The 24,832-nt window shown below is 70.6% G+C and carries 20 protein-coding genes; 11 read left to right on the forward strand and 9 right to left on the reverse strand.

Features of this window, described 5'->3' with window-relative positions; translation table 11 throughout:
• Nucleotides 1-185: 185 nt before the first annotated feature.
• Nucleotides 186-1,859, reverse strand: coding sequence for a PucR family transcriptional regulator (locus tag OG707_RS32625; RefSeq protein WP_329124751.1), 1,674 nt, complete (start codon nt 1,857-1,859; stop codon nt 186-188).
• Nucleotides 1,860-2,111: 252 nt separating this feature from the next.
• Between OG707_RS32625 and OG707_RS32630 the strand changes: the two genes are divergently transcribed.
• From OG707_RS32630 to OG707_RS32650, 5 genes are all read left to right on the forward strand, one after another.
• Nucleotides 2,112-3,014, forward strand: a complete 903-nt coding sequence (locus OG707_RS32630) for an FAD binding domain-containing protein (RefSeq protein ID WP_329124753.1) — start codon at nt 2,112-2,114, stop codon at nt 3,012-3,014.
• On the forward strand, nt 3,005-3,607 hold the full coding sequence (locus OG707_RS32635) for a (2Fe-2S)-binding protein (RefSeq protein WP_329124755.1): 603 nt from the start codon (nt 3,005-3,007) through the stop codon (nt 3,605-3,607). Before OG707_RS32630 ends, OG707_RS32635 begins: the two co-directional genes overlap by 10 nt.
• A 2-nt stretch (nt 3,608-3,609) precedes the next feature.
• Nucleotides 3,610-5,991: a xanthine dehydrogenase family protein molybdopterin-binding subunit gene (locus tag OG707_RS32640; RefSeq protein ID WP_329124757.1), complete on the forward strand. Its 2,382-nt coding sequence runs from the start codon at nt 3,610-3,612 to the stop codon at nt 5,989-5,991.
• Between the two features lie 232 nt (nt 5,992-6,223).
• Complete coding sequence (locus tag OG707_RS32645) at nt 6,224-7,699, forward strand: NCS2 family permease (RefSeq protein WP_329124759.1); 1,476 nt, start codon at nt 6,224-6,226, stop codon at nt 7,697-7,699.
• Between the two features lie 40 nt (nt 7,700-7,739).
• A complete protein-coding gene (locus OG707_RS32650; RefSeq protein WP_329124761.1) occupies nt 7,740-8,894 on the forward strand; it encodes an XdhC family protein in 1,155 nt (384 codons plus the stop codon).
• Here the strand turns inward: OG707_RS32650 and OG707_RS32655 are convergent.
• Nucleotides 8,856-9,866 carry an ArsR/SmtB family transcription factor gene (locus OG707_RS32655; protein WP_329124762.1) on the reverse strand — a complete coding sequence of 337 codons (1,011 nt, stop codon included), beginning with the start codon at nt 9,864-9,866 and terminating at the stop codon, nt 8,856-8,858. The two genes, OG707_RS32650 and OG707_RS32655, sit on opposite strands and share 39 nt — an antisense overlap.
• Before the next feature lie 55 nt (nt 9,867-9,921).
• On the opposite strand from OG707_RS32655, the gene OG707_RS32660 reads away from it, so the two are divergent.
• The 3 genes from OG707_RS32660 (at nt 9,922) to OG707_RS32670 (ending at nt 14,018) form a co-directional block, all read left to right on the forward strand.
• Nucleotides 9,922-11,169, forward strand: coding sequence for an MFS transporter (locus tag OG707_RS32660; protein WP_329124764.1), 1,248 nt, complete (start codon nt 9,922-9,924; stop codon nt 11,167-11,169).
• 95 nt (nt 11,170-11,264) lie between these two features.
• The gene (locus tag OG707_RS32665) at nt 11,265-12,425 is read left to right on the forward strand and encodes a glycoside hydrolase family 6 protein (protein WP_329124766.1); all 1,161 of its coding nucleotides are present in this window, start codon (nt 11,265-11,267) and stop codon (nt 12,423-12,425) included.
• A 78-nt stretch (nt 12,426-12,503) separates the two neighbouring features.
• Nucleotides 12,504-14,018 (forward strand): DUF6056 family protein, encoded by a 1,515-nt coding sequence (locus OG707_RS32670; protein ID WP_329124768.1) that lies wholly within the window; start codon nt 12,504-12,506, stop codon nt 14,016-14,018.
• Here OG707_RS32670 and OG707_RS32675 read toward each other — a convergent pair.
• From OG707_RS32675 to OG707_RS32685, 3 genes are all read right to left on the reverse strand, one after another.
• Nucleotides 13,993-14,445 carry a GtrA family protein gene (locus OG707_RS32675; protein WP_329124770.1) on the reverse strand — a complete coding sequence of 151 codons (453 nt, stop codon included), beginning with the start codon at nt 14,443-14,445 and terminating at the stop codon, nt 13,993-13,995. The two genes, OG707_RS32670 and OG707_RS32675, sit on opposite strands and share 26 nt — an antisense overlap.
• A complete protein-coding gene (locus OG707_RS32680) occupies nt 14,442-15,455 on the reverse strand; it encodes a glycosyltransferase family 2 protein (RefSeq protein WP_329124772.1) in 1,014 nt (337 codons plus the stop codon). Before OG707_RS32680 ends, OG707_RS32675 begins: the two co-directional genes overlap by 4 nt.
• A 368-nt stretch (nt 15,456-15,823) precedes the next feature.
• Nucleotides 15,824-17,704, reverse strand: a complete 1,881-nt coding sequence (locus tag OG707_RS32685) for a rhamnogalacturonan lyase (RefSeq protein ID WP_329124773.1) — start codon at nt 17,702-17,704, stop codon at nt 15,824-15,826.
• 139 nt (nt 17,705-17,843) lie between these two features.
• Between OG707_RS32685 and OG707_RS32690 the strand changes: the two genes are divergently transcribed.
• The 3 genes from OG707_RS32690 to OG707_RS32700 are packed head-to-tail and all read left to right on the forward strand — an operon-like array spanning nt 17,844 to nt 20,928.
• Nucleotides 17,844-18,896, forward strand: coding sequence for an iron-siderophore ABC transporter substrate-binding protein (locus OG707_RS32690; protein WP_329124775.1), 1,053 nt, complete (start codon nt 17,844-17,846; stop codon nt 18,894-18,896).
• Complete coding sequence (locus OG707_RS32695; RefSeq protein WP_329124777.1) at nt 18,893-19,885, forward strand: FecCD family ABC transporter permease; 993 nt, start codon at nt 18,893-18,895, stop codon at nt 19,883-19,885. The genes OG707_RS32690 and OG707_RS32695 overlap by 4 nt, the downstream gene beginning before the upstream one ends.
• Nucleotides 19,882-20,928: a FecCD family ABC transporter permease gene (locus OG707_RS32700; protein ID WP_329124779.1), complete on the forward strand. Its 1,047-nt coding sequence runs from the start codon at nt 19,882-19,884 to the stop codon at nt 20,926-20,928. Before OG707_RS32695 ends, OG707_RS32700 begins: the two co-directional genes overlap by 4 nt.
• Nucleotides 20,929-20,934: 6 nt before the next feature.
• On the opposite strand, the gene OG707_RS32705 is transcribed toward OG707_RS32700, so the two are convergent.
• The 4 genes from OG707_RS32705 to OG707_RS32720 form a co-directional block, all read right to left on the reverse strand.
• Nucleotides 20,935-21,309 (reverse strand): hypothetical protein, encoded by a 375-nt coding sequence (locus tag OG707_RS32705; protein ID WP_329124781.1) that lies wholly within the window; start codon nt 21,307-21,309, stop codon nt 20,935-20,937.
• Between the two features lie 46 nt (nt 21,310-21,355).
• Nucleotides 21,356-22,444: an ABC transporter substrate-binding protein gene (locus tag OG707_RS32710; protein ID WP_329124784.1), complete on the reverse strand. Its 1,089-nt coding sequence runs from the start codon at nt 22,442-22,444 to the stop codon at nt 21,356-21,358.
• A 23-nt stretch (nt 22,445-22,467) separates the two neighbouring features.
• Nucleotides 22,468-23,973, reverse strand: a complete 1,506-nt coding sequence (locus OG707_RS32715) for a SulP family inorganic anion transporter (protein WP_329124785.1) — start codon at nt 23,971-23,973, stop codon at nt 22,468-22,470.
• An 88-nt stretch (nt 23,974-24,061) separates the two neighbouring features.
• Nucleotides 24,062-24,802 (reverse strand): bestrophin-like domain, encoded by a 741-nt coding sequence (locus tag OG707_RS32720; RefSeq protein ID WP_329124787.1) that lies wholly within the window; start codon nt 24,800-24,802, stop codon nt 24,062-24,064.
• Between the last annotated feature and the right edge of the window lie 30 nt (nt 24,803-24,832).

The following is a 24,832-nucleotide window of genomic DNA, read 5'->3' on the forward strand; positions in this document are numbered from 1 at the left end:
CCACATTGCCCTCCCCGAGCACGCCATTGAGCTGTTGAGTATGCGCGCATCTCAACATGGATTGGCGTGCCCGGCCAAGGGGTTGGGTGAATCAATTCACAAACTGGCTTCGCGCCGGCTGGGGTGAGCGGCCGGGGGTCCGGGGGTTGTCCCCCGGGAGACACAGCACAAACTGGCGGCCGGGGTCAGCTCATCCGGAGCGCCAGGAAGAAGTCCAGCTTGTCCTCGAGACGCGACAAGTCACGCCCCGTCAATTGCTCGATCCTGCCCACCCGGTAGCGCAGGGTGTTGACGTGCAGATGCAACCGGGTGGCACACCGCGTCCACGAGCCGTCGCAGTCCAGGAAGGCCTCGAGGGTCGGAATCAGCTCCGCCCGGTGGCGCCGGTCGTAGTCCCGCAGCGGGTCCAGGAGCCGGGCCGTGAAGGCGCGCCGTACGTCGTCGGGGACGAACGGCAGCAGCAGGACGTGCGAAGCCAGCTCGTGGTGGCCCGCCGCGCAGACCTGCCCCGGCCTGGCCGCGGCGACCCGCCGCGCGTGCCGGGCCTCCTCCAGCGCCCCGCGCAGCCCCTCCGCGGAGTGCACCGACGCCGAGACGCCCAGCGTGAGGCGCCCGTCGTCGGCCAGACCGGCCGAGAGCGGGTCGCGTACGGACTCCAGCAGCACGTCCGCGTGCAGCCCCGGGGCCGCGTCGAGGTCCTCGTCGTCGGTGGGGGACACCGAAGGCAGCGGTACGAGGGCGATCGCCTCGTCCCCGGCGTGCGCCACGGCGATCCGGTCCGACTCGACCAGGATCTCCTCCAGCAGCGACTGCGCGACGGGCCCCGAGTCGAGGTCCGCGGCCCCGGCCTGGCCGTCCTGCGACCACTCCACCTTCGCCACCACGACCTGCCAGTGCGGCGCGGAACCGAGCCCCGGCAGCAGCACCGGAGCGGCCACCCGCAGCCTGGCCGCGATCTCGGCGGGCGCGGCCCCCGTCTGGACCAGCTCCAGGACCTCCTGGGCCAGCCTGCGCCGTACGGTGCGGGCCGCATCCCGCCGGTCGCGCTCGACGGCGATCAGCTGCGTCACCCCCTGCAGCAGGTCGAGCCGGGCCGCGGGCCAGTCGCTCGCATCCGCCTCGACGGCCAGCAGCCAGTCGGAGAGCACCGTCTCGCGGACGTCGCGCGCCGCCGCGGTCGCCGTGCCGCGCCCGCTGTTGCGGATGGGGAAGAGCGAGTACGTCGTGCCCTTGAGCGTCACCCGGTGCGGCCCCCTGCGCCCCGTCCGGGTCGCGGCCAGATGCTCGCCGGCGAGGAGCGCCGAGGTCTCCGCGTCCAGCTCCGCGCCCGCGCCCGCGATCTGGCGGCCGGTGGGGGAGAGCACCCAGGCGTGCAGGTCGAGGTCGGTCGTCAGCAGGTCGAGGACCACGTCCGGGCCGCCGCCGGCCGGGCCCGACGTCATCAGCCTGCGGTGCCGGTCGACGACCGCCGCGAGATCACCGGCGCGCTCGCCGGAGACCTGGCGCACCACGTACTCGGTGATGGTCGCGAAGGCGACGTCCTCGTTGACCGCGAAGAGCGGCAGACGGTTGCGTACGCACGCCTCGACCAGGTCGGCGGGGATGTCGCCCTGCTCGGCCTCACCGGCCGCGAGCCCGGCGACCCCGGCCTGGCTGAGGATGCGTACGAACGGTTCCGAGTCCTCGGCGGTGTGCCGCCAGGCGAGCCCGGTCAGGACCAGCTCGCCGCCCGACAGATACCGGCTCGGATCGCGGAGATCGGTCGTCATCACCCCGCGGACGCTCCGGTCGAGCTCGTCCTCGCCGCCCAGCAGCCGCAGGCCCAGCGCATCGGTGTCCAGCAGTGCGCGCAGCCGCATCTCGTCGCCGCCGTTCTGTGTCTTGATGTTGCCCGTGAAAATCAGAGAGGTTTCTGAACCTCGTCTTTCGTTCGAACATACAAGACGAGCATGGTCACCAGCCAACTCCTTCATGGTTTCGGTGACTGCACCGGGCGGGGCACGGCTTGTGTACTGGGGCCACCAAGCGTTAACAGCACGTGAACGCCCGTCGAGGGCCGGCCGTCCCGGGCACCGGCGAACACCCCCCGATTGAGAAGAAGAGAGCCACTCATGGACTTCCTTCGCCCCGCCAGCTGGGAGGAGGCGCTCGCCGCCAAGGCAGAGCACCCCACGGCCGTTCCCCTTGCAGGTGGCACCGATGTGATGGTCGAGATCAACTTCGACCACCGTCGTCCGGAGTACCTCCTCGACCTCAACCGCATCGGCGAGCTCGGCGAATGGGAGGTCGGCGAGGAGAAGGTCCTGCTCGGCGCCTCGGTCCCGTACACCGCGATCATGGAGAACCTCCGCGCCGAGCTGCCGGGCCTCGCGCTCGCCTCGCACACGGTGGCCTCCCCGCAGATCCGCAACCGCGGCGGCGTCGGCGGCAACCTCGGGACCGCCTCGCCCGCGGGCGACGCCCACCCCGCGCTGCTGTCCGCCGACTGCGAGGTCGAGGTCGAGTCCGTACGCGGCTCGCGCCTCATCCCCATCGACGACTTCTACACCGGCGTGAAGCGCAACGCGCTCGCCGCCGACGAGCTCATCAAGCGCGTCCACATCAAGAAGGCGGACGGGCCGCAGCAGTACTCCAAGGTCGGCACCCGCAACGCCATGGTCATCGCGGTCTGCGCCTTCGGCATCGCCCTGCACCCCGAGACCCGCACGGTCCGCACCGGCATCGGCTCCGCCGCCCCGACCCCGATCCGGGCGAAGGCCGCCGAGGAGTTCCTGAACGCCGCGCTCGAAGAGGGCGGGTTCTGGGAGAGCCGCAAGACCATCACCCCGTCGGTCGCCAAGCAGTTCGCGGAGCTGGCCTCCGGTGCGGCCAACCCCATCGACGACGTACGCGGCACGGCGAACTACCGCCGCCACGCCGTCGGCATCATGGCCCGCCGCACGCTCGGCTGGACCTGGGAGTCCTACCGCGGCAACGGCCGCAGCAGCATCGAGGGAGTGGCGTCATGCGCGTGAATTTCACGGTCAACGGCCGTCAGCAGGAAGCCGACGACGTCTGGGAGGGCGAGTCCCTCCTCTACGTCCTGCGTGAGCGCATGGGCCTCCCCGGTTCCAAGAACGCCTGCGAGCAGGGCGAGTGCGGATCTTGTACGGTCCGCCTCAACGGTGTCCCGGTCTGCTCCTGCCTGGTCGCGGCCGGTCAGGCCGAAGGCAGCGAGATCGTCACCGTCGAGGGCCTGGCGGACTACGCGAAGCAGCGCCGTCACGAGGCAGCGAGTCACCCAGGCGGCGCCTGCGGTTCCGTCTGCGGCGGCACCAGCCTCCAGGAAGCCCGTATGTGGCAGGCCAAGGGGACCGACAGCCAGACCGGCGAGGGCACTCAACTCTCCCCGATCCAGCAGGCGTTCATCGACGCCGGCGCCGTGCAGTGCGGTTTCTGCACCCCCGGTCTCCTGGTCGCGGCCGACGAGCTGCTCGAGCGCAACGCCTCGCCGTCGGACGCCGACATCCGCGAGGCACTCTCCGGCAACCTCTGCCGCTGCACCGGCTACGAGAAGATCCTGGACGCGGTCCGCCTCGCGGCCGCCCGTCAGGAAGAGACGGTCTGACCATGGCTGGAACCACGACAGGCGCACCCACCAACGTCACCCAGAAGCACAGCAAGGGCGGCATCGGCGAGTCCACGCTCCGCCCCGACGGCACCCTCAAGGTCACCGGTGAGTTCGCCTACTCCTCGGACATGTGGCACGACGAGATGCTGTGGGGCCAGATCCTGCGGTCCACCATCGCGCACGCCGAGATCGTGTCGATCGACACCTCCGAGGCCCTCGCGATGGACGGCGTCCACGCCGTTCTGACGGCCGACGACCTCCCCGCCGCGAAGAACTACGGCATGGAGTTCCAGGACACCCCGGTCCTCGCGTACGGCAAGGTCCGTCACCACGGTGAGCCGGTCGCCCTCGTGGCCGCCGACCACCCGGAGACCGCGCGCCGCGCCGCCGCCAAGATCCGCATCGAGTACCGCGAGCTGCCCCTCATCACCGACGAGGCCTCGGCGACCGCCCCCGACGCGATTCTGGTCCACGAGAACCGCGACGACCACCACGCGGGTCACGTCCCGCACCCCAACATCGTGCACCGCCAGCCGATCGTCCGCGGCAACGCCGAAGAGGCCGCCAAGAAGGCCGACTTCATCGTCAGGGGCGAGTACACCTTCGGCATGCAGGACCAGGCGTTCCTCGGCCCCGAGTCCGGACTCGCGGTACCGGCCGAGGACGGCGGCGTCGACCTGTACGTGGCCACCCAGTGGCTGCACTCGGACCTCAAGCAGATCGCCCCCTGCCTCGGCCTGCCCGAGGAGAAGATCCGGATGACGATGTCCGGCGTCGGCGGTGCCTTCGGCGGCCGCGAGGACATCTCGATGCAGATCCTCGCCTCCCTGCTCGCGCTCCGTACGGGCAAGCCGGTGAAGATGGTCTACAACCGCTACGAGTCCTTCTTCGGGCACGTCCACCGCCACCCGGCGAAGCTCACCTACGAGCACGGCGCCACCAAGGACGGCAAGCTCACGCACCTCAAGTGCAGGATCGTGCTCGACGGCGGCGCCTACGCCTCCTCGACGGCCTCGGTCGTCGGCAACGCGGCCTCCCTCTCGGTCGGTCCGTACGTCGTCGAGGACGTCGAGATCGAGGCCGTCGGCCTCTACTCCAACAACCCGCCCTGCGGCGCCATGCGCGGCTTCGGCGCGGTCCAGGCGTGCTTCGCGTACGAGGCCCAGATGGACAAGCTCGCCGCGAAGCTCGACATGGACCCGGTGGAGTTCCGGCAGATCAACGCGATGTCGCAGGGCGCGGTCATGCCGACCGGGCAGGTCGTCGACTCGCCCGCGCCGGTCGCCGAACTGCTGCGCCGCGTCAAGGCCCGTCCGCTGCCGCCCGAGCAGCAGTGGGCCACCACCGAGGGCTCCGACGTCCGTGCGCTGCCCGGCGGTCTCTCCAACACCACGCACGGCGAAGGCGTCGTACGCGGCATCGGCTACGCGGTCGGCATCAAGAACGTCGGCTTCTCCGAGGGCTTCGACGACTACTCGACCGCCAGGATCCGCATGGAGGTCATCAACGGCGAGGCCGTCGCGACCGTCCACACCGCCATGGCGGAGGTCGGCCAGGGCGGCGTCACCATCCACGCGCAGATCGCCCGCACCGAGCTCGGCGTCCAGCAGGTCACCATCCACCCCGCCGACACCCAGGTGGGCTCGGCAGGATCGACCTCGGCCGGCCGTCAGACGTACATGACCGGCGGCGCCATCAAGAACTCCTGCGAACTCGTCCGCGAGCAGGTCCTGGAGATCGGCCGGCGCAAGTTCGGCTCGTACCACCCGGCGTGGGCGACCGCCGAACTCCTCCTGGAGGGCGGCAAGGTCGTCACCGACGGCGGCGAGGTCCTCGCGACCCTCACCGACGTCCTGGAGGACGAGGTCGTGGAGATCGAGGAGGAGTGGCGGCACCGCCCCACCCAGGCCTTCGACCTCGTCACCGGGCAGGGCAACGGCCATGTGCAGTACGCCTTCGCGGCGCACCGCGCGGTCGTCGAGGTGGACACCGAGCTCGGCCTCGTCAAGGTCGTCGAGCTCGCGGTCGCCCAGGACGTCGGCAAGGCGGTCAACCCGCTCTCCGTCATCGGCCAGATCCAGGGCGGCACCGTCCAGGGACTGGGCGTCGCGGTGATGGAAGAGATCATCGTCGACCCGAAGACCGCGAAGGTGCGCAACCCCTCCTTCACGGACTACCTGCTCCCCACCATCCTCGACACGCCGACCATCCCGGTCGACTACCTCGAACTGGCCGACCCGAACGCGCCGTACGGCGTGCGCGGCATCGGCGAGGCCCCGACCCTCTCGTCCACCCCGGCCGTCCTCGCGGCGATCCGGGACGCGACGGGCCTGGAGCTCAACAAGACCCCGGTACGACCGGAGCACCTCACCGGCACCTGAGTCACCACAAGCTCTCCGGGCGGCGCGGGGACGGGAACGTCACACTTCGCCTCCCCGCACCGCCCGGAGTCCCAAGTACCGCACCGCTCGCGGTCCTTGCACCACGGCACCACAGCACCACCGCTTCACCGCACATCTCTCGGGCCGTCCCCCGGGTCGTGCAGCCAACAGCACATCCCAAATTCCGTAGCACGCATACGGATGCCCCTGTGAACCTTGGGAGTTAGGCATCATGACCCAGCAGTCCACTGAGCCGAAGGCCACGGCGGAGGACGCCGGCGCGGGAACGCGCCAGCCCGCCGGAAGGTCCTGGCTCGACCGGTACTTCCACATAACCAAGAGAGGGTCCACCGTCGGCCAGGAGGTCCGCGGCGGCATCACCACCTTCATGGCGATGGCGTACATCGTCCTCCTGAACCCGGTGATCCTCTCGGGCGCGGACGCGACGGGACACCACCTCGACGGCGGCCAGATCACCACGGCCACCGCCCTCGCCGCAGCCGTCACCACCCTCGTCATGGGCTTCGTCGGCAATGTGCCGCTCGCCCTCGCCGCGGGACTCGGCGTCTCCGCCGTCATGGCCTACCAGGTCGCCCCGGAGATGACCTGGGGCAACGCGATGGCCATGTGCATCATCTACGGCGCCATCATCTGTCTGCTGGTCATCACCGGCCTGCGCGAACTCATCATGAACGCCATCCCGCTGGCACTGAAGCACGCCATCACCATGGGAATCGGCCTCTTCGTCTGCCTCATCGGCCTGGTCCAGGCCGGCTTCGTCACCGGTATGAAGGGCCCCGGCGGGGTCACCGGAGCCAAGCCGCTCCAGCTCGGCACCAGCGACATGCTCACCGGCTGGCCGGTGCTCTGCTTCGGCGTCACCGTGCTGCTGATCTTCGTGCTGCAGGTCCGCAAGGTCCCCGGCGCGATCCTCATCGGCATCGTCGGCGGTACGGTCTTCGCGGCGATCGTCCACCAGGCCGCCGGACTCACCCAGAAGGACTGGGGTCTCAACGCCCCCGCGCTCAAGGGCTCCATCGTCAGCGCCCCCGACTTCGGGCTCTTCGGCAAGGTGTCCTTCAGCGGCATCGGCGACGTCGGCGGTCTCACCGTCGGAGTGATCGTCTTCACCCTGGTCCTCGCCGGCTTCTTCGACGCCATCGGCACGATCATCGGCGTCGGCCAGCAGGCCAACCTCGTCGACAAGGACGGGAAGATGCCGGGCCTCAACAAGGCCCTGACCATCGACGGTGCCGGCGGCATCGTGGGCGGTCTCGCGGGTGCCTCGGGCCAGACGGTCTTCGTCGAGTCCACCGCGGGCGTCGGCGACGGTGCCCGCACCGGTCTCGCCAGCGTCGTCACCGGTCTCGGTTTCGCCCTGTGCCTGGTCTTCACCCCGCTCGCCCAGCTCATCCCGACCCAGGTCGCCGCGGCCGCGCTCGTCGTCATCGGATCGATGATGCTGACCAACGCCAAGCACATCGACTGGAACGACCAGGCCACCTCCATCCCGGTGTTCCTGACCACCGTTCTGATGCCGTTCACGTACTCCATCACGGTGGGCATCGCGGCCGGCGTCATCGCCCACGTCCTCATCAAGGCCGCTCAGGGCAAGGTCCGTGAGATCGGCTGGCTGATGTGGGTGCTCGCCGCGGTGTTCCTCGCCTACTTCGCACTCCACCCCATCGAGAGCTGGCTGGGCATCTAGTGCAGCCCGCACCCCTCCCCGCATCCTGAAGGAGACCCGCATGCTGGACATCGCCGAAGAGCTCAACCGGTGGGTCGAGCAGGGACGTGACTTCGCCGTGGCCACGGTCGTGGCCGTCGGCGGCAGCGCCCCCCGCCAGCCAGGAGCCGCGCTCGCCGTGGACTCCGAGGGCACGGCGGTCGGTTCGGTCTCCGGAGGATGCGTGGAGGGGGCGGTGTACGAACTCTGCAAGCAGGCCCTGGACGACGGCGAAACGGTGGTGGAGCGCTTCGGCTACTCCGACGACGACGCCTTCGCGGTGGGCCTGACCTGCGGGGGAACCATCGACATCCTGGTCACGCCGGTCCGCGCGAACTCACCCGCGCGGCAGGTGTACGTCGAGGCGCTGGCCGCCGCCGCACGGGGGGAGGCGGCGGCCGTCGCCCGCATCACACAGGGGCCGGCCGAGCTGATGGGCAGCGCGCTTCTCGTACGTACCGACGAGGGCCCCCACACGGGCACCCTCGGCGGCCACCCGGAACTCGACCGCACGGCAGCGGCCGAGGCCCGCGCCCTGCTGGACGCGGGACGCACCGGCACGGTCACCCTCGGGGAGGGCGGCTCGCGCTGCGGACAGCCGCTCACCCTCCTCGTCGAGTCGAGCGTGCCGCCGCCCCGCATGATCGTCTTCGGCGCCATCGACTTCGCCGCCGCCCTCGCGCGCGTCGGTACGTTCCTCGGCTACCGCGTCACGGTCTGCGACGCCCGCCCGGTCTTCGCCACCGCCGCCCGCTTTCCCGACGCCGACGAGGTCGTCGTCGACTGGCCGCACCGCTACCTGGCGTCCACCGAGACCGACAGCCGTACGGTCCTCGCCGTCCTCACCCACGACGCCAAGTTCGACGTGCCCCTCCTCGAACTCGCCCTGAAACTCCCCGTCGCCTACGTCGGCGCGATGGGCTCGCGCCGCACCCACCTCGACCGCAACGCGCGCCTGCGCGACGTCGGCGTCACCGAGCTGGAGCTGGCGCGGCTGCGCTCCCCTATCGGCCTCGACCTCGGCGCGCGTACGCCCGAGGAGACCGCCCTGTCCATCGGCGCGGAGATCGTCGCCAACCGGCGCGGCGGCACCGGGGCCTCCCTCACGGGCGCCCACACCGCCATCCACCACGAAGGCTCACGCGGGCCGGCCGGCCGGATGGCGTCCGTCGCCTGACGCGAGCTCGGCGCCCAGCTCGGTGCGGGCGTACAGCACGAGGCGCCCGGCCCGCGCCCTGCTGACGAGTCCCGTCCGGTGCAGTACGGCGAGATGGTGCGAGACCGCACTCGCCGAAACGCCCATACGGCGGGCGAGTTCGGTGGTCGAGGCGGGCCCGTCGAGCGTTTCGAGCAGCGCCGCCTTCGGCGCACCCACCAGTTCGGCCAGGGCCCCCGCCGGCTGCTGTGGCCGGGTCTCCCAGAGCGTGGCGACCCCGCGCGCCGGGTAGTTGATCGTCGGCGGCTCGTCCGCGCCGACCGGGCTGATCGCCTGACGGGCGAAGAGCGTGGGCGCGAGCCAGAAGCCCCGGCCGCCGACCGCCACGGACAGATCCAGCTCGGGATGGACGAAGAGCGTCAGCCTTCCCGCCTCCCACACCGCGGTCGGATCCAGCGAGGTGAGCAGGGCCGCCGCGCCGTCGCGGGCAAGCAGCTGGGAGCGATGGATCATGTCCGCCTCCAGGACCGCACGCATCCGGGGCCAGTGCGGGGCGATCGCCAGCTCCCAGTACCTCTCCAGGGCGTCGGCCACCGCGTCCCTCAACACCCTTGGATCCGCGGCCAGTTCAGCCAGGTGTGCGGGAAGCCGCCGGGACGCGTACGCCGCCCGGACATCCGCCAGAACCTTCTCCGGACGCGTCGCCCGCACCCGCCTCAGCTCGTCCCGCACATCGGGCAGCGGTGAATCGGGGCGCGGTGTGAGGAAGTCCGGAATCCACCCGCTGCCCCGCACCTTCAGCTGATGCAGCAGTACGAGGTCGAGACCGTCGGCATCCGCGAGGGCGGCCCGCGTCCGGCGCACCCAGGGGAGATGGAGCGTGTACTTCTCCGGGGCGGCCAGCGCCCACAGGCTCGTTGCCGTCTCCAGGAGCGGGGAGCAGCCGAAACGCATGTCGGCCAGGTCGTCGACGTCGAACTGGTAACTGAGCATTGAGCCATAGCCTAAATCTCTGTCGGGCGAGGGCGACAGCGGGTTGGCTGTCGGCATGCCCTCGATCACGTCAGGGGCGGCAGCCGTGCTGCCGCCCCGCGGTCCGCTGCGCGGATACGCCCTCATCACCCTCGTCGACTGGATCGGCAATGGTCTCTTCCTCACCGGCGCCGCGCTCTTCTTCACCCGGATCGTCGGGCTCAGCGGGACCCGGGTGGGGCTCGGCATGACCGTGGCGGCACTGGTCGGCCCGGTCGTCTCCGTGCCCGCCGGGCGCCTCGGCGACCGCTACGGGCACCGGCGGATATTTCTCCTGGCGGTCGTCGTCCAGGCCGCCTGCTTCGCCGGATACCTCGTGGTCGACAGCTTCCCCGCGTTCCTCGCCGTGGTCTGCGCACTCTCGCTGGCCAAGAGCGCGGTGAGGCCGGTCGCGAGCGCCTATCTTGCGCAGATCGCCGACGCGAAGGCGCTGGTCTCGGCGAGCGCGTACACCAGGGTGATGCTCAACATCGGTTTCTCGCTGGGGAGTCTGGGCGCGGGCGTCGCGCTCGCGGTGGACACCTATGCCGGCTATGCGTCCCTGGTGGTGGGCAACTGCCTCTCGTACGCGATCGTCGCCGTCATCCTGCTGCGGATGCCGGACGGACGGCGGACCGTACGCGAGGAGGGCGCAACTCCCGCTGCCCGCCCGCGCTTCGGCGCCCTGCGCGACGGCCGCTACCTCCTGCTCGCCGCGCTCTCCGGGCTGCTCTACATCCAGGCGGACGTCCTCAACCTCGGGCTGCCGCTGTGGATCGCCGGACACACCGAGGCGCCCCGCTGGTCGATCGCGGCGCTGATGCTCCTCAACACCGCGCTGGCGATCCTGCTCCAGGTGCGCGCGGCCCGCGGCTCGGACACTGTGCCGGGGGCGGCGGTCGCGGGGCGGCGCGCCGGGTGGGCGCTGCTCGGCGCGTGCGCGGTCTTCGCGGTGGCCCGCGAGCTCGGACCGGTCGCCGCGGTGGCGGTGCTCGCGGTGGGGGTGGCGCTGCTCACCGCCGGCGAACTGCTCTCCTCGGCGAGCGGCTGGGGCCTGTCGTACGGCCTGGCCCACCCGGACCGCCAGGGCGAGTACCAGGGCGCCTGGACCCTCAGCGCGGACCTGTCCCGGGCGGCCGGCCCGCTGCTGGTGACGGCGCTGGTCACGAACGGCGGGACGACCGGCTGGCTGCTGCTGGGGATCGGCTTCCTGGCGGTGGGAACGGTGACGGTCCCGGCGGCCCGCCGCCCGGATCGCCGGCCGGAGTACGCGGCGGGCGCCTGACTCCGTACGTACACGACTCTTGACGCGAGCATGGCGCTGATTGAGTCTCTGTGGGAGCGCTCCCGCACGTGCCCCGTCACCCCTGGAGTGAACCCTTGAACCGCCTGAGACCCGCCCTGCTCGCCTGCGCCGCAGTGGCCGCCGCGCTGCTGCCCGCGCACTCCGCCACGGCCGACACGTCCGCCGCCCGCGGACCCCGCCTCTACACCCCGGCCGCCAATCCGGACGCGTACCGCCAGACCCTCGACCTCGTCCGGCACGGGCAGTTCCGCGATGCCGCCGGGATCCTCGCCATGGTCAGCACCCCGCAGGCCGTCTGGTACGGCGACCAGACCCCCGCCGAGGTCGAGCGGCAGGCCCGCGCCGTGGTGCGGGACGCCGGGCGCGAGATCCCCGTCTTCGCCCTCTACAACATCCCCGGCCGCGACTGCTCCAACTACTCGGCCGGCGGCGCCGCCGACACCCCCGCGTACAAGGCCTGGATCGACGCGGTCGCCCGCGGCATCGGCAGCCATGACTCCATGGTCGTCCTGGAGCCCGACTCCCTCGCCCTGCTGCCCTCCGACTGCGGCCAGGACGACGCGCAGGGGACGAAGACCGCCGCCCGCTACACCGAGGTCAACTACGCAGTCGACCGGCTCGGCGCCTCGTCCGCCACCAAGGTCTATCTCGACACCGGACACCCCGGCTGGCACAGCGTCAACGACATCGTCCCCCGTCTGGTCGAAGGAGGCGTCGCCCGAGCCGCCGGCTTCTACACCAACGCCTCCAACTACAACACCGACGACGCCAACGCCTGGTACGGCAAGCTGATCTCCTCCTGCCTCGCCTACGTCGACACCGGCGGAAGCAGCGCGGAGTGCCCCAACCAGTACTGGCCGCGCGCCGACGCCCAGAGCTGGCTCGACACCCATGTGCACGCCGACCCGGCCCGGATGAAGCACTTCGTCACCGACACGAGCCGCAACGGCAAGGGCCCCTGGACCCCGCCTCCCGGCAAGTACACGGACGCCCAGGACTGGTGCAACCCGCCGGGACGCGGCCTCGGCGCCCGCCCCACGCTGCGCACCGGCGACCCGCTGCAGGACGCCAAACTGTGGATCAAGACCCCCGGCGAATCCGACGGCCTGTGCCTGCGCGGCACCCAGGGGCCCGAGGATCCGGAACGCGGAGTGGTCGACCCGGCGGCGGGGGACTGGTTCGCCGCCCAGGCGCTGGAGCTGACGAGGGAGGCCAACCCGCCCATAACGCCCTGACAAAGGGTGGAACGACCTCGCGGAGATTACCGTCTACCCCGGTGGATCAGAGGTAAATTCCGAGAGGCAGTGGTGAGAATGGCCGTTGACGCAGCAAGCGTCACCACCCCGCGAGATCCGGGCGAGGAGCCCGGAAAGCGAGGATGGCTCGACCGCGGAGACGGCCTCGGACGTCGTACGACGTCCTGGACGTCCCTGCTCTCCCTGCTGCCTCTCGGGCTCCTCGCCGTCGCGTTCTGGTACGGGCAGTACGTCCGCCCGAGCGCCGACGAATGGGTCTTCCTGCCGCTCGTGCGCGACCACGGCATCTCCGGTCTGGTCGACAAGTTCTACAACGTCGACAACGGCCGCGTCGCCAACGCCCTGATGGTCGGTGCGTACGCCAAGTTCGGTATCGCGGGCCACCAGTGGTTCGGCCTGGTCAGCGCCGTGATCATGCTCGGCGCGCTGTGGCTCCTCACCGTCCTGGTGCTGCGCAGGGCCGGGCAGCGCGTGCCGCTCGGCACCCCGCTGCTGGTCTCCCTGATGATCACGACGGTGTTCTTCTTCGCCGGCGTGAACATCTACAAGACGTTCTACTGGCCCGCCGCCTCCGTCTCGCACACCATGGCGCCGGTCCTGGCGGCCGCCGTGGCCATCCCGCTGCTGCTGGCCCACGGCCGGGCGGGCAGGATCGCGGCCCTGGTGCTGACGGTGGTCGGCGGGGTGTTCATCGGGACGCTCTCCGAGGAGACCTCGGTGATCGTCCTGGTGGTCGGGGCGACGCTCCTGCTCTTCGCGCACCTCTTCTTCACCGAGCGCGTACGCGGCCACATCCGCGTCTGGGCCGGCTGCTACATGCTCGGCATCGCCATCGGCATGGTCGTCCTGATGACCTCGCCGGGCTCGATCCACCGGCGCCAGCGGTACGGCGCCCAGTCCACCGCCGAGATGCTCTCGCCGCACAGCCTGAAGACGGCGTTCTCCGCCTATGTGCACATCCTGGAGAAGACGCTGCCCACCTGGCAGTACCTGGGAGCGGTCGCCGCAGGGGTGATCCTCGGCCTGCTCGCGCGCGGCCGCGCGGAGCGCTCCACCGCCCTGAAGCCGGTCAGGCCCCCGGTCCTGATCGGGCTCGGCGCCCTGGTCTGCCTGGTCTCCGGCTACGGCTGCACCCTGATCACGCTGCCCATCTTCGGCGCGAGGGTGACGGCCACGGACCGCGTCTGGAACGACTGGCTGCTGCTGTACATCGTGCTGTTCGTCGCCTTCGGCGCCCTGCTCGGCCGCGCGCTGCGGCTGCGTACGGACAACCGGGCCACGTCGGGGGTGGCGCTGCTCGCCGCCGCCGCGGTGTACGGAGTGGTCTGTGTCTCCCTGGTCGCCCCGCTGACGCACCTCGGCCACCAGATGCACGTACGGGCGGAGAAGTTCGACCGTCAGGACGCGTGGCTACGGGAGCAGGCGGCGGAGGGCAAGAAGGTCCTGCCGTACACGCCGACCAGGATCTCCCACATGCTGGAGCCGTTCACCATGAAGAGCGGCTGGCCGATCACCGGCACCGCCAAGTGGTACAAGGTCGACAAGCTCACACACGGGAAGCGGATTCCCTGACCTCGGGGTCCCCGTGACCCTCGATCCCCGTCTGCGGCTGGGCCGTCACCCCTGAGGTGATGGCCCAGCGGGCAAGAAGGAACGAGGCGGGCGTGATGAGGACACCGGCGAGGAGCGCGGCGATGTCCTTGTTCATTCCCAGCCGGCTCACAGCCAGGTAGAGCAGGATGCCGCTGCCGACGACATTGACGATCCCCGACAGGGGGTAGCGGAGGAAGCCCCGCCACGTCGGCCTGGTGCGGATGGTGATGTACGAGTTGAGCAGGAACGAGCCGATGATGCTGACGATCCAGCCGATCACATGGGCGGCGAGATAAGGGATCCAGCGGTTCAGCGGGGCGTAGACCGCGTAGTAGACAGCGGTGTTGGCCAGTCCGATCGCGGCGAACGTGACGAACTGACCCAGGGTGCGGGTGCGTTCCTTCAAGACTGCGGCCGTCCCTGGAGTCCCTTGACGCCCTGCACGCTCTGGACGGCGGCAGAGGTGAGCCGGGAGGCCGTGGTGAAGCCGCCGGCGGTCTCGTCCGTCTCGCGTACGACGTAGTGAGGGCGGCGCTTGGACTCGTGGTAGATCCGGCCGACGTACTCGCCGACGACACCGAGCGTCGCCAGCTGGACACCTGCGAGGGCCACGATCGCGCTCAGCAGGGTCGCGTAACCCGGGGTGTCGACGCCGTTCATCACGCTGTTGACGACGATCCACAGGGCGTAGAGCAGGGCGGACACGAAGAGGCAGAGGCCGGTGTGGATCGCCAGGCGCAGCGGACGGCTGTTGAAGGAGATCAGCCCGTCGATGCCGTAATTGAGCAGGCGCTTTCCGCCCCACTTCGATTCGCCCGCCGCCCGCTCGACGTTCTGGTACGTGAAGCTGACGGTGTCGAAACCGATCCAGGAGAAGAGCCCCTTGGAAAAGCGGTTGGACTCCGGGAGCGAGAGGACCGAGTCCACCGCGCGGCGCGAAAGGAGACGGAAGTCGCCCGCGCCGTCGATGACCTCGACTTCCATGGCGCGGCGCACCAGGCGGTAGTACGTCTTGCTGAAAGCGGAACGCACCGCGCCCTCGCCGGCCCGGTCGCGCTGGGCGATGACCTGGTCGTATCCGTGCCCGTGGAGCTCCAGCATGCGGGGGATGAGCTCCGGGGGGTGCTGGAGGTCGGCGTCCATGATGACCACGGCGTCGCCCTGGGACATCCGCAGGCCGGCGAGCATACCGGGCTCCTTGCCGAAGTTGCGGCTGAAGGAGGTGTAGCGCACCCGGGGGTCGGTCTCGGCGAGCGCACGCAGCTGATCGAGGGTGTTGTCGCTGCTTCCGTCGTCGACGTAGCAGATCTCGAAGGTCTCCCTGGTCGGTTCGAGTGCGGAGATCAGGGCCGCGTGGAATGCGTCTATGACCTCGCCCTCGTTGAAGCACGGTACGACGACCGATAGGTAGACCATGTCTCTTCTCACTCCGTGTCAGTCATGCGAGTGCCGATTCCGATTCCAGACGTGTGACTCGCATACATGAAGAAGGGTTGTGAGGCGATCTGGGTTGCCTGCGTTATCCAAACTTTCCTGGATCCAGGCAATTCGTGCGACCGGGCGGCGCGGCGCAAAGGCGGCGGGTGCCTCGGACCCCCCGGTCTTTGGCGGCCGTATCCGCTGGTCAGAGGGGGCGGCCACCGCTTCACGATGTCACCGGAAGGGGGTGCTGGGGTGGCGCTGCGTGATATTGCCGGATACGGGAAGGGGAACACCGCGTTGCGCGGGAAGGGCCCTGCCTGATGCCGGGGGACACCGGGCAGGGCGCTCGGGCTCCTGTCGCGTCAGGGTGCGGTGACCACCGGCCTCGGTGCGGTCGCCATGCCGTCGCCGATGAAGAAGCTCGGGTGGGGCGGCTGGTTGTACGCCGTGTTCTGCCAGGCCAGGGCCGTGCGGTACATGGTGTCGTGGAGGAGCGTGGTGATCCTGGTGCTCGTCTCGTACGGCGTGGAGTAGATCCGCAGCGCGGTGTTGTTCGTGGTCGGCCAGACCACTTCCTCGCGCCAGTCGCCGAGGATGTCGCCCGACAGCGACGGTGTGGCCTTGGTGGAGTTGTTGGAGTGCACGCCCGCGCCCGTCAGCAGCCGGGTGTCGGAGGCGGTCCCGTACTTGTCGATGTGGGTGGAGTCCAGGAGCTCGCGGGTGGTGTCCCCGTCCCACCAGGAGAGGAAGTTGGTGCTGGAGGGCTTGCGGCCGACGACCGTGCCGGCCGTGTTGCGGATGTCGGGCTGCGCCGACGACCAGGACTCGGCGCCCGGGCTGCCGGACCAGATGTCGTCGGAGACACCGCGCCCGTTGTCGCCGTTCGCAGGCGTCGACCAGAGCACCTGGCCCGTTTTCGCGTCCGCGAACCACGAGGACGGCTTCGAGGAGTCCTCGTCGACCTTGAACTCCTCCAGGCCGGGGCGCGAGGGGTCCAGATCGCCGACGTGCATCGCGTCGCCGTGGCCGTTCTTCGTGGTCCACCGGGCCGATCCGTTGTCGTCGACGGCCATCGAGCCGTAGACGATCTCGTCCTTGCCGTCCTGGTCCACATCGGCGACCGACAGGCTGTGATTGCCCTGGCTGTCGTACCCCTTGCCGCTGTTGGTCGAGGAGCTGGTGTCGAAGGTCCAGCGGCGGGTGAAGGCGCCGCCGCGCCAGTCCCAGGCGGCGATCACCGTACGCGTGTAGTAGCCGCGCGCCATGATGAGCGAGGGGCGGGCGCCGTCGAGATAGGCCGTACCGGCCAGGAAGCGGTCCACGCGGTTGCCGTAACTGTCCCCCCAGGAGGAGACGGTGCCGCGCGCGGGCACGTAGTCGACGGTGCCCATCGCGGCGCCCGACTGCCCGTTGAACATGGTCAGATACTCCGGGCCCGAGAGGACGTACCCGCTGGAATTGCGGTAGTCGGCGGAGGCGGAGCCGATGACCTTGCCCGCGCCGTCCACCGACCCGTCGGCGGTCTTCGTGGCCACCTCGGCCCTGCCGTCGCCGTCGTAGTCGTACACCTGGAACTGGGTGTAGTGCGCCCCCGAGCGGATGTTCTTGCCCAGGTCGATGCGCCAGAGCCGGGTGCCGTCCAGCTTGATGCCGTCGAGGACGGTGTTCCCGGTGTAGCCGGACTGGGAGTTGTCCTTGGCGTTGGTCGGCGTCCACTTCAGTACGAAGTCGAGTGCGCCGTCCCCGTCGAGATCGCCGACGCTCGCGTCATTGGCCTCGTAGGTGTACGCCACCCCGTCGGGGGTGGTGCCGCCGGCCGGGGCGGAGATCGGGACGTCCTTGTAGCCCGTACGGAACTGCACGGCGTGCACCGAGTCGCCCTGCTCCACGCCGTTCACGACGGCGCGCACCGTGTAGTCGGCCTGGGCGGGCGCCCCGGAGTGGAAGTAGTTCGTGGAGCCCGTGACCGGGGCGGAGTTGAGCTTCGTGCCGGCCCGGTAGACGTTGAAGGCCACGGTGTCGGAATCGGTGCCCAGCCAGCGCCAGCTGACCAGGTTCCCTGCATCGGTGTGCACACTCACCACACCCCGGTCGAGCGCCTCGACCTGGCGGGCGGTCGCGGCGGACGAGGTGTCGGGCAGGGCGACCAGTCCGGCGGCGGCGAGGACGCCGGCGAGGACGGCGGTCAGCAGATGGCGTCGGCGGAATCCGGGGGAGTGCGGGCGCGGCTGCGGGTGCTGCACGGTGAATCCTCCTGCGCGGTGGAAGGCATGTCCGTGCTGCTGTCGCCGCCGGGGCGGGGAAGGTTGCCGGGGGTGGTGCGCCCACCCACAGGAAGTGTGATTAAGGTAAGCCTTACCTAATGGCTTCGAAGGGCTTCTTGTGCGTGCGTGGGGTGTGAAGGCCGTCCTCGGCCTGTCCGTCATCGGTGGTCTGCTGGCCGGATGTTCGTCGGGTGGTGGCAGCGGTACGGGGAGCGAGGGCGCGGCCGACGGCTCGCGCAACAAGGTCGCCGGGGCCGAGCAGGGGCCCGCGGCGGCGCCCAGCGCACTGGCCGCCGGTATGGGGACGAAGGCCGCGGACGGGGTCTTCCCGCGTACCGTCACCCACTTCAAGGGCAGCACCGAGATCACCGGGAAGCCCGCGAGGGTCGCCGCGCTCAGCACCGGGCAGCTCGACGACCTCCTCACGCTGGGCGCCGTCCCGGTGGCCGCCACCCGCGGCGACAACGCCGGACTCGTACCGGACTATCTGGCCGACGCCTTCCCGCAGCAGAAGGCGCAGCTGGCGAAGATGGCCGACGTCGGCACCCGGGCCGCGCCCAATCTGGAGGCGCTCTCCGCCGCGCAGCCCGATCTGATCCTCATCAACTCCTCGCTCGCGGACCTCTATCCCAAGCTGTCGAAGATCGCGCCGACCGTGGTGACCAAGGGGCAGGGCATCAACTGGAAGCGCGATCTGCTGCTGGTCGGCGACGCGGTAGGGAAGGGCGACCAGGCGCAGACGCTGCTCAACGGCTTCGCCGAGGACGCGGCAGCCAAGGGCAAGGCGCTCGGCGCGGGCGGCACCGCCGTGTCCATGGTCCGCTTCACGCCCGACCGGACCAGGATGTTCGGCGTCTCGTCCTTCACCGGCTCCATCGCCGTCGACATGGGAGTCGGGCGTCCCAAGTCCCAGTCCTTCAAGGCGATTTCGCAGGACATCAGCTCCGAGCGCATCGACCTCGCCGACGGCGACTGGATCTTCTACTCGGTGCAGGGCGACCCCGCGAAGACCGATGCGGGCAGTGTGCTCGCCGGACCGCTCTGGAAGTCCATGAAGGCGGTCAAGGGCGAGCACGCCGTCAAGGTCGACGACGACCCCTGGTACCTCAACGCGGGCCCCACCGCAGCCCGGTTGGTCGTCGAGCAGCTCACCGCCTCGCTCGGATCATGAGGTTCCGTACGACCGGCTGGACGGCGGTCGCTCTGGTGCTCACCGCCGCGGCCGTGGTGCTGAGCCTGGCCGTCGGCACCCGGGCGGTCCCGCCCTCCGCCGTCCTCGACGCCCTGCTGCACGGCGGGAGTTCACCGGACGCGCTCGTGGTGCGATCGCTGCGGATGCCGCGTACCGCCGTCGGGCTCACCGCGGGCGCGGCCCTCGGCCTCGCCGGGGCCGCGCTGCAGGCCGTCACCCGCAATCCGCTCGCCGATCCGGGCATCCTCGGGCTGAGCCAGGGCGCTGCGGCAGGGGTGGTCCTTGCCATCGCCACCGGTCTGGCGAGCGGCTTCGGGGGTTACGTCTGGTACGCCTTCGGGGGTGCCGTCGTCGCTGCCTGCGTCGTGTACGCCGTCGCCTCGCGCGGCCGCGGCGGCGCCTCACCCGTCAAACTGGCGCTGGCCGGGACGGCGCTCTCCGCGATGGTCGCAGGCGCCACCACCGTTGCGCTGACGTCGAGTTCGGCCACCCTGGACCAGTTCAGGTTCTGGCAGGTGGGCGCGCTGAGCGGCCGCGACCCCGGCACCGTCGGGCGCATGCTGCCGTTCCTGCTGGTCGGCGCGCTCCTCGTACTCGGCTGTGCGCGCGGCCTCGACGCACTCGCCCTGGGCGACGAGAGCGCCCGCGCGCTGGGCCACAGGGTGGCGCTCGTACGGGGCTGCGCGGCACTCGGCGCCACCGTGCTGACGGCGGCCGCCGTCGCCGCCTCGGGCCCCATCGCCTTCGTCGGCCTGGCCGTACCGCACCTCGCCCGCCGGCTCGTCTCCGGCAACCACCGCAGCCTGCTGCCGCTCTCCGCCCTCCTCGGCGCCGCTCTGCTGCTCGCCGCCGACGTGGCAGGGCGGGTCGTGCGGGCGCCGGCGGAGGTGCCGGCCGGGGTGATGACCGCGCTGGTCGGGGTACCGGTGCTGATCGTGCTCGTACGGAAGAAGGGGGCGACGGTATGAGCGCTGCCGCCTATCCGCGGGCCGCCGGGCTCTCCGTACTCCGCCCGGGGCGCATCTCCCTTCTCCTGCACCGGCGTTCGGCCGTCGTCGCGTGTCTGCTGCTCGTAGTGCTGGCGGGTGCGGTGGCCGTCTCGGCCTGCGTGGGGCAGACCTTCGTCGCGCCCGGCGCGGTCTGGGACGTCCTGCGGGGCGAGCCGAGTCCGTACACCCTGGTCGTCTCCGAACTGCGCGTCCCGCGCATCGCGCTCGGCGTACTGGTGGGCGCCGCGCTCGGCCTCTCCGGCGCCCTCGTGCAGACGGTCACCCGCAACCCCCTGGCCAGCCCCGATGTCATCGGCGTCGGCCACGGAGCCGCTGCCGCGACGGTGCTGCTCCTGGCCACCGGGACGGTCACCTCGCCCGGCGCTCTGCCCGTCGTCTCCGCCGCCGGAGGTCTGGCGGCTGCAGCACTCGTGTACGCGGTCGCCTGGCGGCGGGGCATGCAGGCGAGCCGCTTCGTACTGACCGGGGTGGGCATCGGGGTCGCGCTCTCCGCCGTCGTACAGCTCTATCTCACCGACGCCGACCTGGCAGCGGCCGAGCAGGTGAAGCTCTGGCTCGCGGGCAGTCTCAGCGGGCGCGGCCTGGAGCAGGCCCGGCCGCTCGGCTGCGTCCTGCTGCTCGCCCTGCCCGGCCTGCTCTGGGCCGCCCGTGCGATGCGCCCGCTCGGCCTGGACGACGACACGGCGGCGGCACTCGGCGTACCGGTGCAGCGCACCCGGCTCGGTCTGACCGTGCTCGGCGTGATCCTGGCCGCGACCGCCACCGGTGCCGCCGGCCCCATCGGCTTCGTGGCCCTCACCGCTCCGCAGCTGGCCCGGCGTCTCACCCGTACCCCACAACTGCCCCTGATCTGCTCGGCGTTGACCGGATCACTCGTCGTGGTCACTGCCGACCTCGCGGCCCGCACCCTGCTGCCGCCGCTGGAGATCCCGGTCGGTGCGCTCACCGCGCTGGTCGGTGGTCCGTATCTGCTGTGGCTGCTGGGGCGGAAGGGGCGCTGACGGAGCTCAGAGGTCGAAGGCCTCCTCGATCTCCACCAGGCGCGCACGGGCCACGGCAAGGGCGGCGCTGTTGCGGTCGAGTACGAGGTAGATGAAGACGCCCTGCAGTTTGCGCTGCGCCAGCGGGTGGATGAGGTGGTACTCGCCGGTGAGCGTCACGAGGATGTCCTGCAGGTCGCCGGGCGGATAGCCGAGGACGGACAGCGCGTGGAGCTTGGCCCGGATCACATCGGTGTCGACTTCTCCGACCTTGTGCAGGTCGAGCTCCGTGCCGTTGCCCTGGACGCCCAGGGTGACCCGGCTGACGTAGTCCACAACGACGGCGCCCAGCGCGCCTCGTATCTTCATGACCTCGGTGAGGACCTGCTGGATCTGCTCCATGCTGCCGCCCTTCCGGGGCTGCCGCGTTCGGGGGTACGCGTCCCCCTCAGTGTCGTCGCGGGAGACGGTCGGCGTGAAGGACCCGGAAGCGGCCGGGATGCGACGGGTCACGGTCGGCGATCTGGACCGGCGGCTGAGCCCACTGCCAGACGCTGATGCCCGGCTCGCGGGAGAACCGGATACGGCCTCGGGTGCCTTCGACGTCAACGTCCTTCCAGGCGGCGGCAGTTCGCACCCGGTCGGCGAGGACGGTGATCGTGTCGTAGCCCTCGAAGGCCACGAAGGACGGCACTTCGCCGAGCCGCTCGCGGAGGGCCGCCTCGACGCGTGTGCCGAGAGGGCCGAGCTGCTCGGGCAGGTAGCGCAGGAACGGGATCCCGGCGCCGTCGTCGCCCAGCAGGTCCGCCCATTCGGCGAACTCCGGCTGTCCGGCCGGGGCGCCCATCAGGAGTCCGGAGAGGCGCGGGTCGCGGCGGACGGCCCTGACGACCGGGACGGCCGGCTCCGGGTGACCGACCAGCAGGAGGAGGGCCGTCGCACCGTGGCCGACGAGCTCGTCGCACAGGGACTCGGGGGTGAGCTCGCGCATGTCGAGTTCGACGAGGGAACCGCCGTGCGGAGCGAGACGGTCGCGCAGAATGCCGGTCCCGGCCGCCCAGTAGACGCTCGGCTGGGTCGCCACGGCGATCCGGCTGTGGCCCGCGGCGAGGAGGAAGTCCGCGTAGAGCTGCCAGCCGCGGGACTGCGGCGGGGAGAGGCGCGCGACATGGTCCGTCGGCTGCTCGGTGAGGGCGTCGAACACCGCCGACGAGCAGAGGTACGGAAGGCCGAGGGCGTCTGCCCTGGTGGCAGCGGCGCGGGCGACGACGCTGTGGTACTCGCCCGCCAGCGCGGCCACGCCCAGACCGGCCAGTTCGTCGACGGCCGCCACCGCTCGCTGCGGATCGGCCGCGGTGTCCCGTACCACCAGCTCGAGCGGCCGCCCGGCGATCCCGCCGGCGGCATTGACCTCGCCGACCGCCAACTCCAGCCCGGCCAGCAGGTGTTGACCCGCCTGCGCCCAGCCCGGCCTGGTCAGTGGAACGAGAGCGCCGATCCGGACCGGCGCCTCGTGGGTCGATGGTGACGTGTGCATGCTTCGGATTCCCCCCGTGCTCGTCAGTGGCTGGTGAGTTCGCCGCTGAGTCTCTTGTGCAGATCGGCGCTGGGATCGTTGAGGCCGATGATCTCCACCGTCTTGCCGCGCTGTTTGTACTTGGTCTCGATGGCGTCCAGGGCGGCCACCGACGAGGCGTCCCAGACGTGGGTGGCAGACAGGTCGATGACGACCCTGTCCGGGTCGGCCGCGTAGTCGAACCGGGTGACCAGGTCGTTCGAGGACGCGAAGAACAGTTCGCCGGTGACCGAGTAGACGACCGTACGGCCGTCGGGGTCGGTGACCGAGGTGACGTCCGCCAGGTGGGCGACGCGGCGGGCGAAGATCACCATGGCGGTGACCGACCCGACCACGACTCCGATGGCGAGGTTGGAGGTGGCGACCACGATCGCGACGGTGACGACCATGACGGCGATCTCGCCCGCGGGCATCCGCTTGAGGGTCGCGGGCGCGATCGAGTGCCAGTCGAACGTCGCGAAGCAGACCATCACCATCACCGCGACGAGGGCGGCCATCGGGATGTCGGAGACGACCGGGCCGAAGACCACGCACAGCACCAGCAGGAAGGTCCCCGCCAGGAAGGTCGACAGCCGGGTACGGGCGCCGGAGACCCGTACGTTGATCATCGTCTGGCCGATCATGGCGCAGCCGCCCATGCCGCCGAAGAACCCGGTGACGATGTTGGCGATGCCCTGGCCGATGGACTCGCGGGTCTTGTTGGAGCGGGTGTCGGTGATCTCGTCGACCAGCTGCGCGGTCATCAGCGACTCCATGAGCCCGACGAGGGCCATGGCGAGCGCGTACGGGGCGACCGTGGTCAGTGTGTCGAGCGTGAACGGCACGTCGGGCAGGCCCGGTACCGGAAGCGAGGACGGCAGCTCGCCCTTGTCACCGACGGTCGGCACCGCGATCCCGGCCGCGACGGTGATCACGGTGAGGACGACGATGGAGACCAGCGGCGCCGGAACCACCTTGGTGACCCTCGGGAAGAACACCATCAGCAGCAGCCCGCCGGCGAGCAGCGGGTAGACGGCCCAGGGCACGTCGTGCATTTCGGGAACCTGCGCCATGAAGATCAGAATCGCGAGCGCGTTGACGAAGCCGACCATCACCGAACGGGGCACGAACCGCATCAGCTTCGCGACGCCGAGCGCCCCCAGGACGATCTGGAAGACACCGGCCAGGATGACTGCGGCGACGAGGTACCCGAAGCCGTGCTCGCGGTTCAGCGGGGCGATCACCAGGGCGACGGCACCGGTCGCGGCGGAGATCATCGCGCGACGGCCGCCGACGACCGAGATCGTCACGGCCATGGTGAAGGAGGCGAACAGCCCGATCGCCGGGTCGACTCCGGCGATGATCGAGAACGAGATCGCCTCGGGGATCAGGGCGAGCCCGACGACGAGCCCGGCCAGGACCTCGGTGCGCCACACCTTCGGGTCGGAGAGCCAGTCGGGCTTCAGGCCGCGCAGGCGCTCGGCGGGGGACAGGGCTGTGGATGCAGACAAGGAGGAGGTACCTGCTGTGATCGGGCACGCCGGGGTCACCGGTGTGTGCGGGAGGAACCCCCGACTTTACCCCCGGTTCCGCCGATGATCAGAAGTAGCGGGTGAAAGCCTCCGGTTCGACGGCGAGCAGGCCGTTGAAAGGGCTTTCGAGCTGGTGGATCAGCAGCACCGTGAAGGTGATGAGCGCGGACAGGCCCATCACCATGACGACATGAGTGAAGCTGCGCTGCACTCCGAACATGAACATGAAGGCGATCGTGAGGACACCGCCCACGATCAGACCGAACCAGATCACCGGTGCGAGCCGGTCCTCCGCGTCCGACTCCCGGCCCCGGCGCGCGTCGTCCAGCACGCTCAGCTGGGCCAGCGTCTCCTGCCCCGTGGCCTGTTGGGCGGGGGTGGCGTCCGCGGGGACCGCGCCGGTCGCGCGCACCCGGTCCAGGATCTGCCAGCCCGTCGTGTCCAGTGCGGCGCCGCGTGTCATCGCGGGCCACTCCGTGGCGGTGACGTGGTGGACGTACTCGCCGATGGCACCGCGCATCCGGTCGGCCTCACCGGCGGGCAGGCCCGCGGCGAGCAGATGGATCTGGTGCGCGGCACTGGCCTCGGCGGCGGTGTGGTCCTCGGCGCTGGAGTGCATGTCCCAGACCGAGACGAGGGCGAGGCCCAGGACGAGCGCGTAGAGAACGCCGACCATCATGGAGATGTACTCGGCGACGTCCTCGCGGGGTTCGTCGTCGGGGCCCAGCGGCCAGAAGCGGTGTTTGATCAGGACGATCGCGGCGGCGAGCAGGGCGACACCGAGAACGATGGCGAAGGTCTGGGTCATCGGGGCGTCCGGTCTCGTGGCGGCGTGGTG

Source organism: Streptomyces sp. NBC_01465 (genome assembly GCF_036227325.1).
In the GTDB taxonomy this organism is placed as follows: Bacteria; Actinomycetota; Actinomycetes; order Streptomycetales; family Streptomycetaceae; genus Streptomyces.

What these genes read in the sequence shown, in the direction of transcription:
- OG707_RS32625 (WP_329124751.1), bottom strand. Translation starts at nt 1,859, where the DNA reads ATGCGGCTGCGCGCACTGCTGGACACCGATGCGCTGGGCCTGCGGCTG.
- OG707_RS32630 (WP_329124753.1), top strand. Translation starts at nt 2,112, where the DNA reads ATGGACTTCCTTCGCCCCGCCAGCTGGGAGGAGGCGCTCGCCGCCAAG.
- OG707_RS32635 (WP_329124755.1), top strand. Translation starts at nt 3,005, where the DNA reads ATGCGCGTGAATTTCACGGTCAACGGCCGTCAGCAGGAAGCCGACGAC.
- OG707_RS32640 (WP_329124757.1), top strand. Translation starts at nt 3,610, where the DNA reads ATGGCTGGAACCACGACAGGCGCACCCACCAACGTCACCCAGAAGCAC.
- OG707_RS32645 (WP_329124759.1), top strand. Translation starts at nt 6,224, where the DNA reads ATGACCCAGCAGTCCACTGAGCCGAAGGCCACGGCGGAGGACGCCGGC.
- OG707_RS32650 (WP_329124761.1), top strand. Translation starts at nt 7,740, where the DNA reads ATGCTGGACATCGCCGAAGAGCTCAACCGGTGGGTCGAGCAGGGACGT.
- OG707_RS32655 (WP_329124762.1), bottom strand. Translation starts at nt 9,866, where the DNA reads ATGCTCAGTTACCAGTTCGACGTCGACGACCTGGCCGACATGCGTTTC.
- OG707_RS32660 (WP_329124764.1), top strand. Translation starts at nt 9,922, where the DNA reads ATGCCCTCGATCACGTCAGGGGCGGCAGCCGTGCTGCCGCCCCGCGGT.
- OG707_RS32670 (WP_329124768.1), top strand. Translation starts at nt 12,504, where the DNA reads ATGGCCGTTGACGCAGCAAGCGTCACCACCCCGCGAGATCCGGGCGAG.
- OG707_RS32680 (WP_329124772.1), bottom strand. Translation starts at nt 15,455, where the DNA reads ATGGTCTACCTATCGGTCGTCGTACCGTGCTTCAACGAGGGCGAGGTC.
- OG707_RS32695 (WP_329124777.1), top strand. Translation starts at nt 18,893, where the DNA reads ATGAGGTTCCGTACGACCGGCTGGACGGCGGTCGCTCTGGTGCTCACC.
- OG707_RS32700 (WP_329124779.1), top strand. Translation starts at nt 19,882, where the DNA reads ATGAGCGCTGCCGCCTATCCGCGGGCCGCCGGGCTCTCCGTACTCCGC.
- OG707_RS32705 (WP_329124781.1), bottom strand. Translation starts at nt 21,309, where the DNA reads ATGGAGCAGATCCAGCAGGTCCTCACCGAGGTCATGAAGATACGAGGC.
- OG707_RS32710 (WP_329124784.1), bottom strand. Translation starts at nt 22,444, where the DNA reads ATGCACACGTCACCATCGACCCACGAGGCGCCGGTCCGGATCGGCGCT.
- OG707_RS32720 (WP_329124787.1), bottom strand. Translation starts at nt 24,802, where the DNA reads ATGACCCAGACCTTCGCCATCGTTCTCGGTGTCGCCCTGCTCGCCGCC.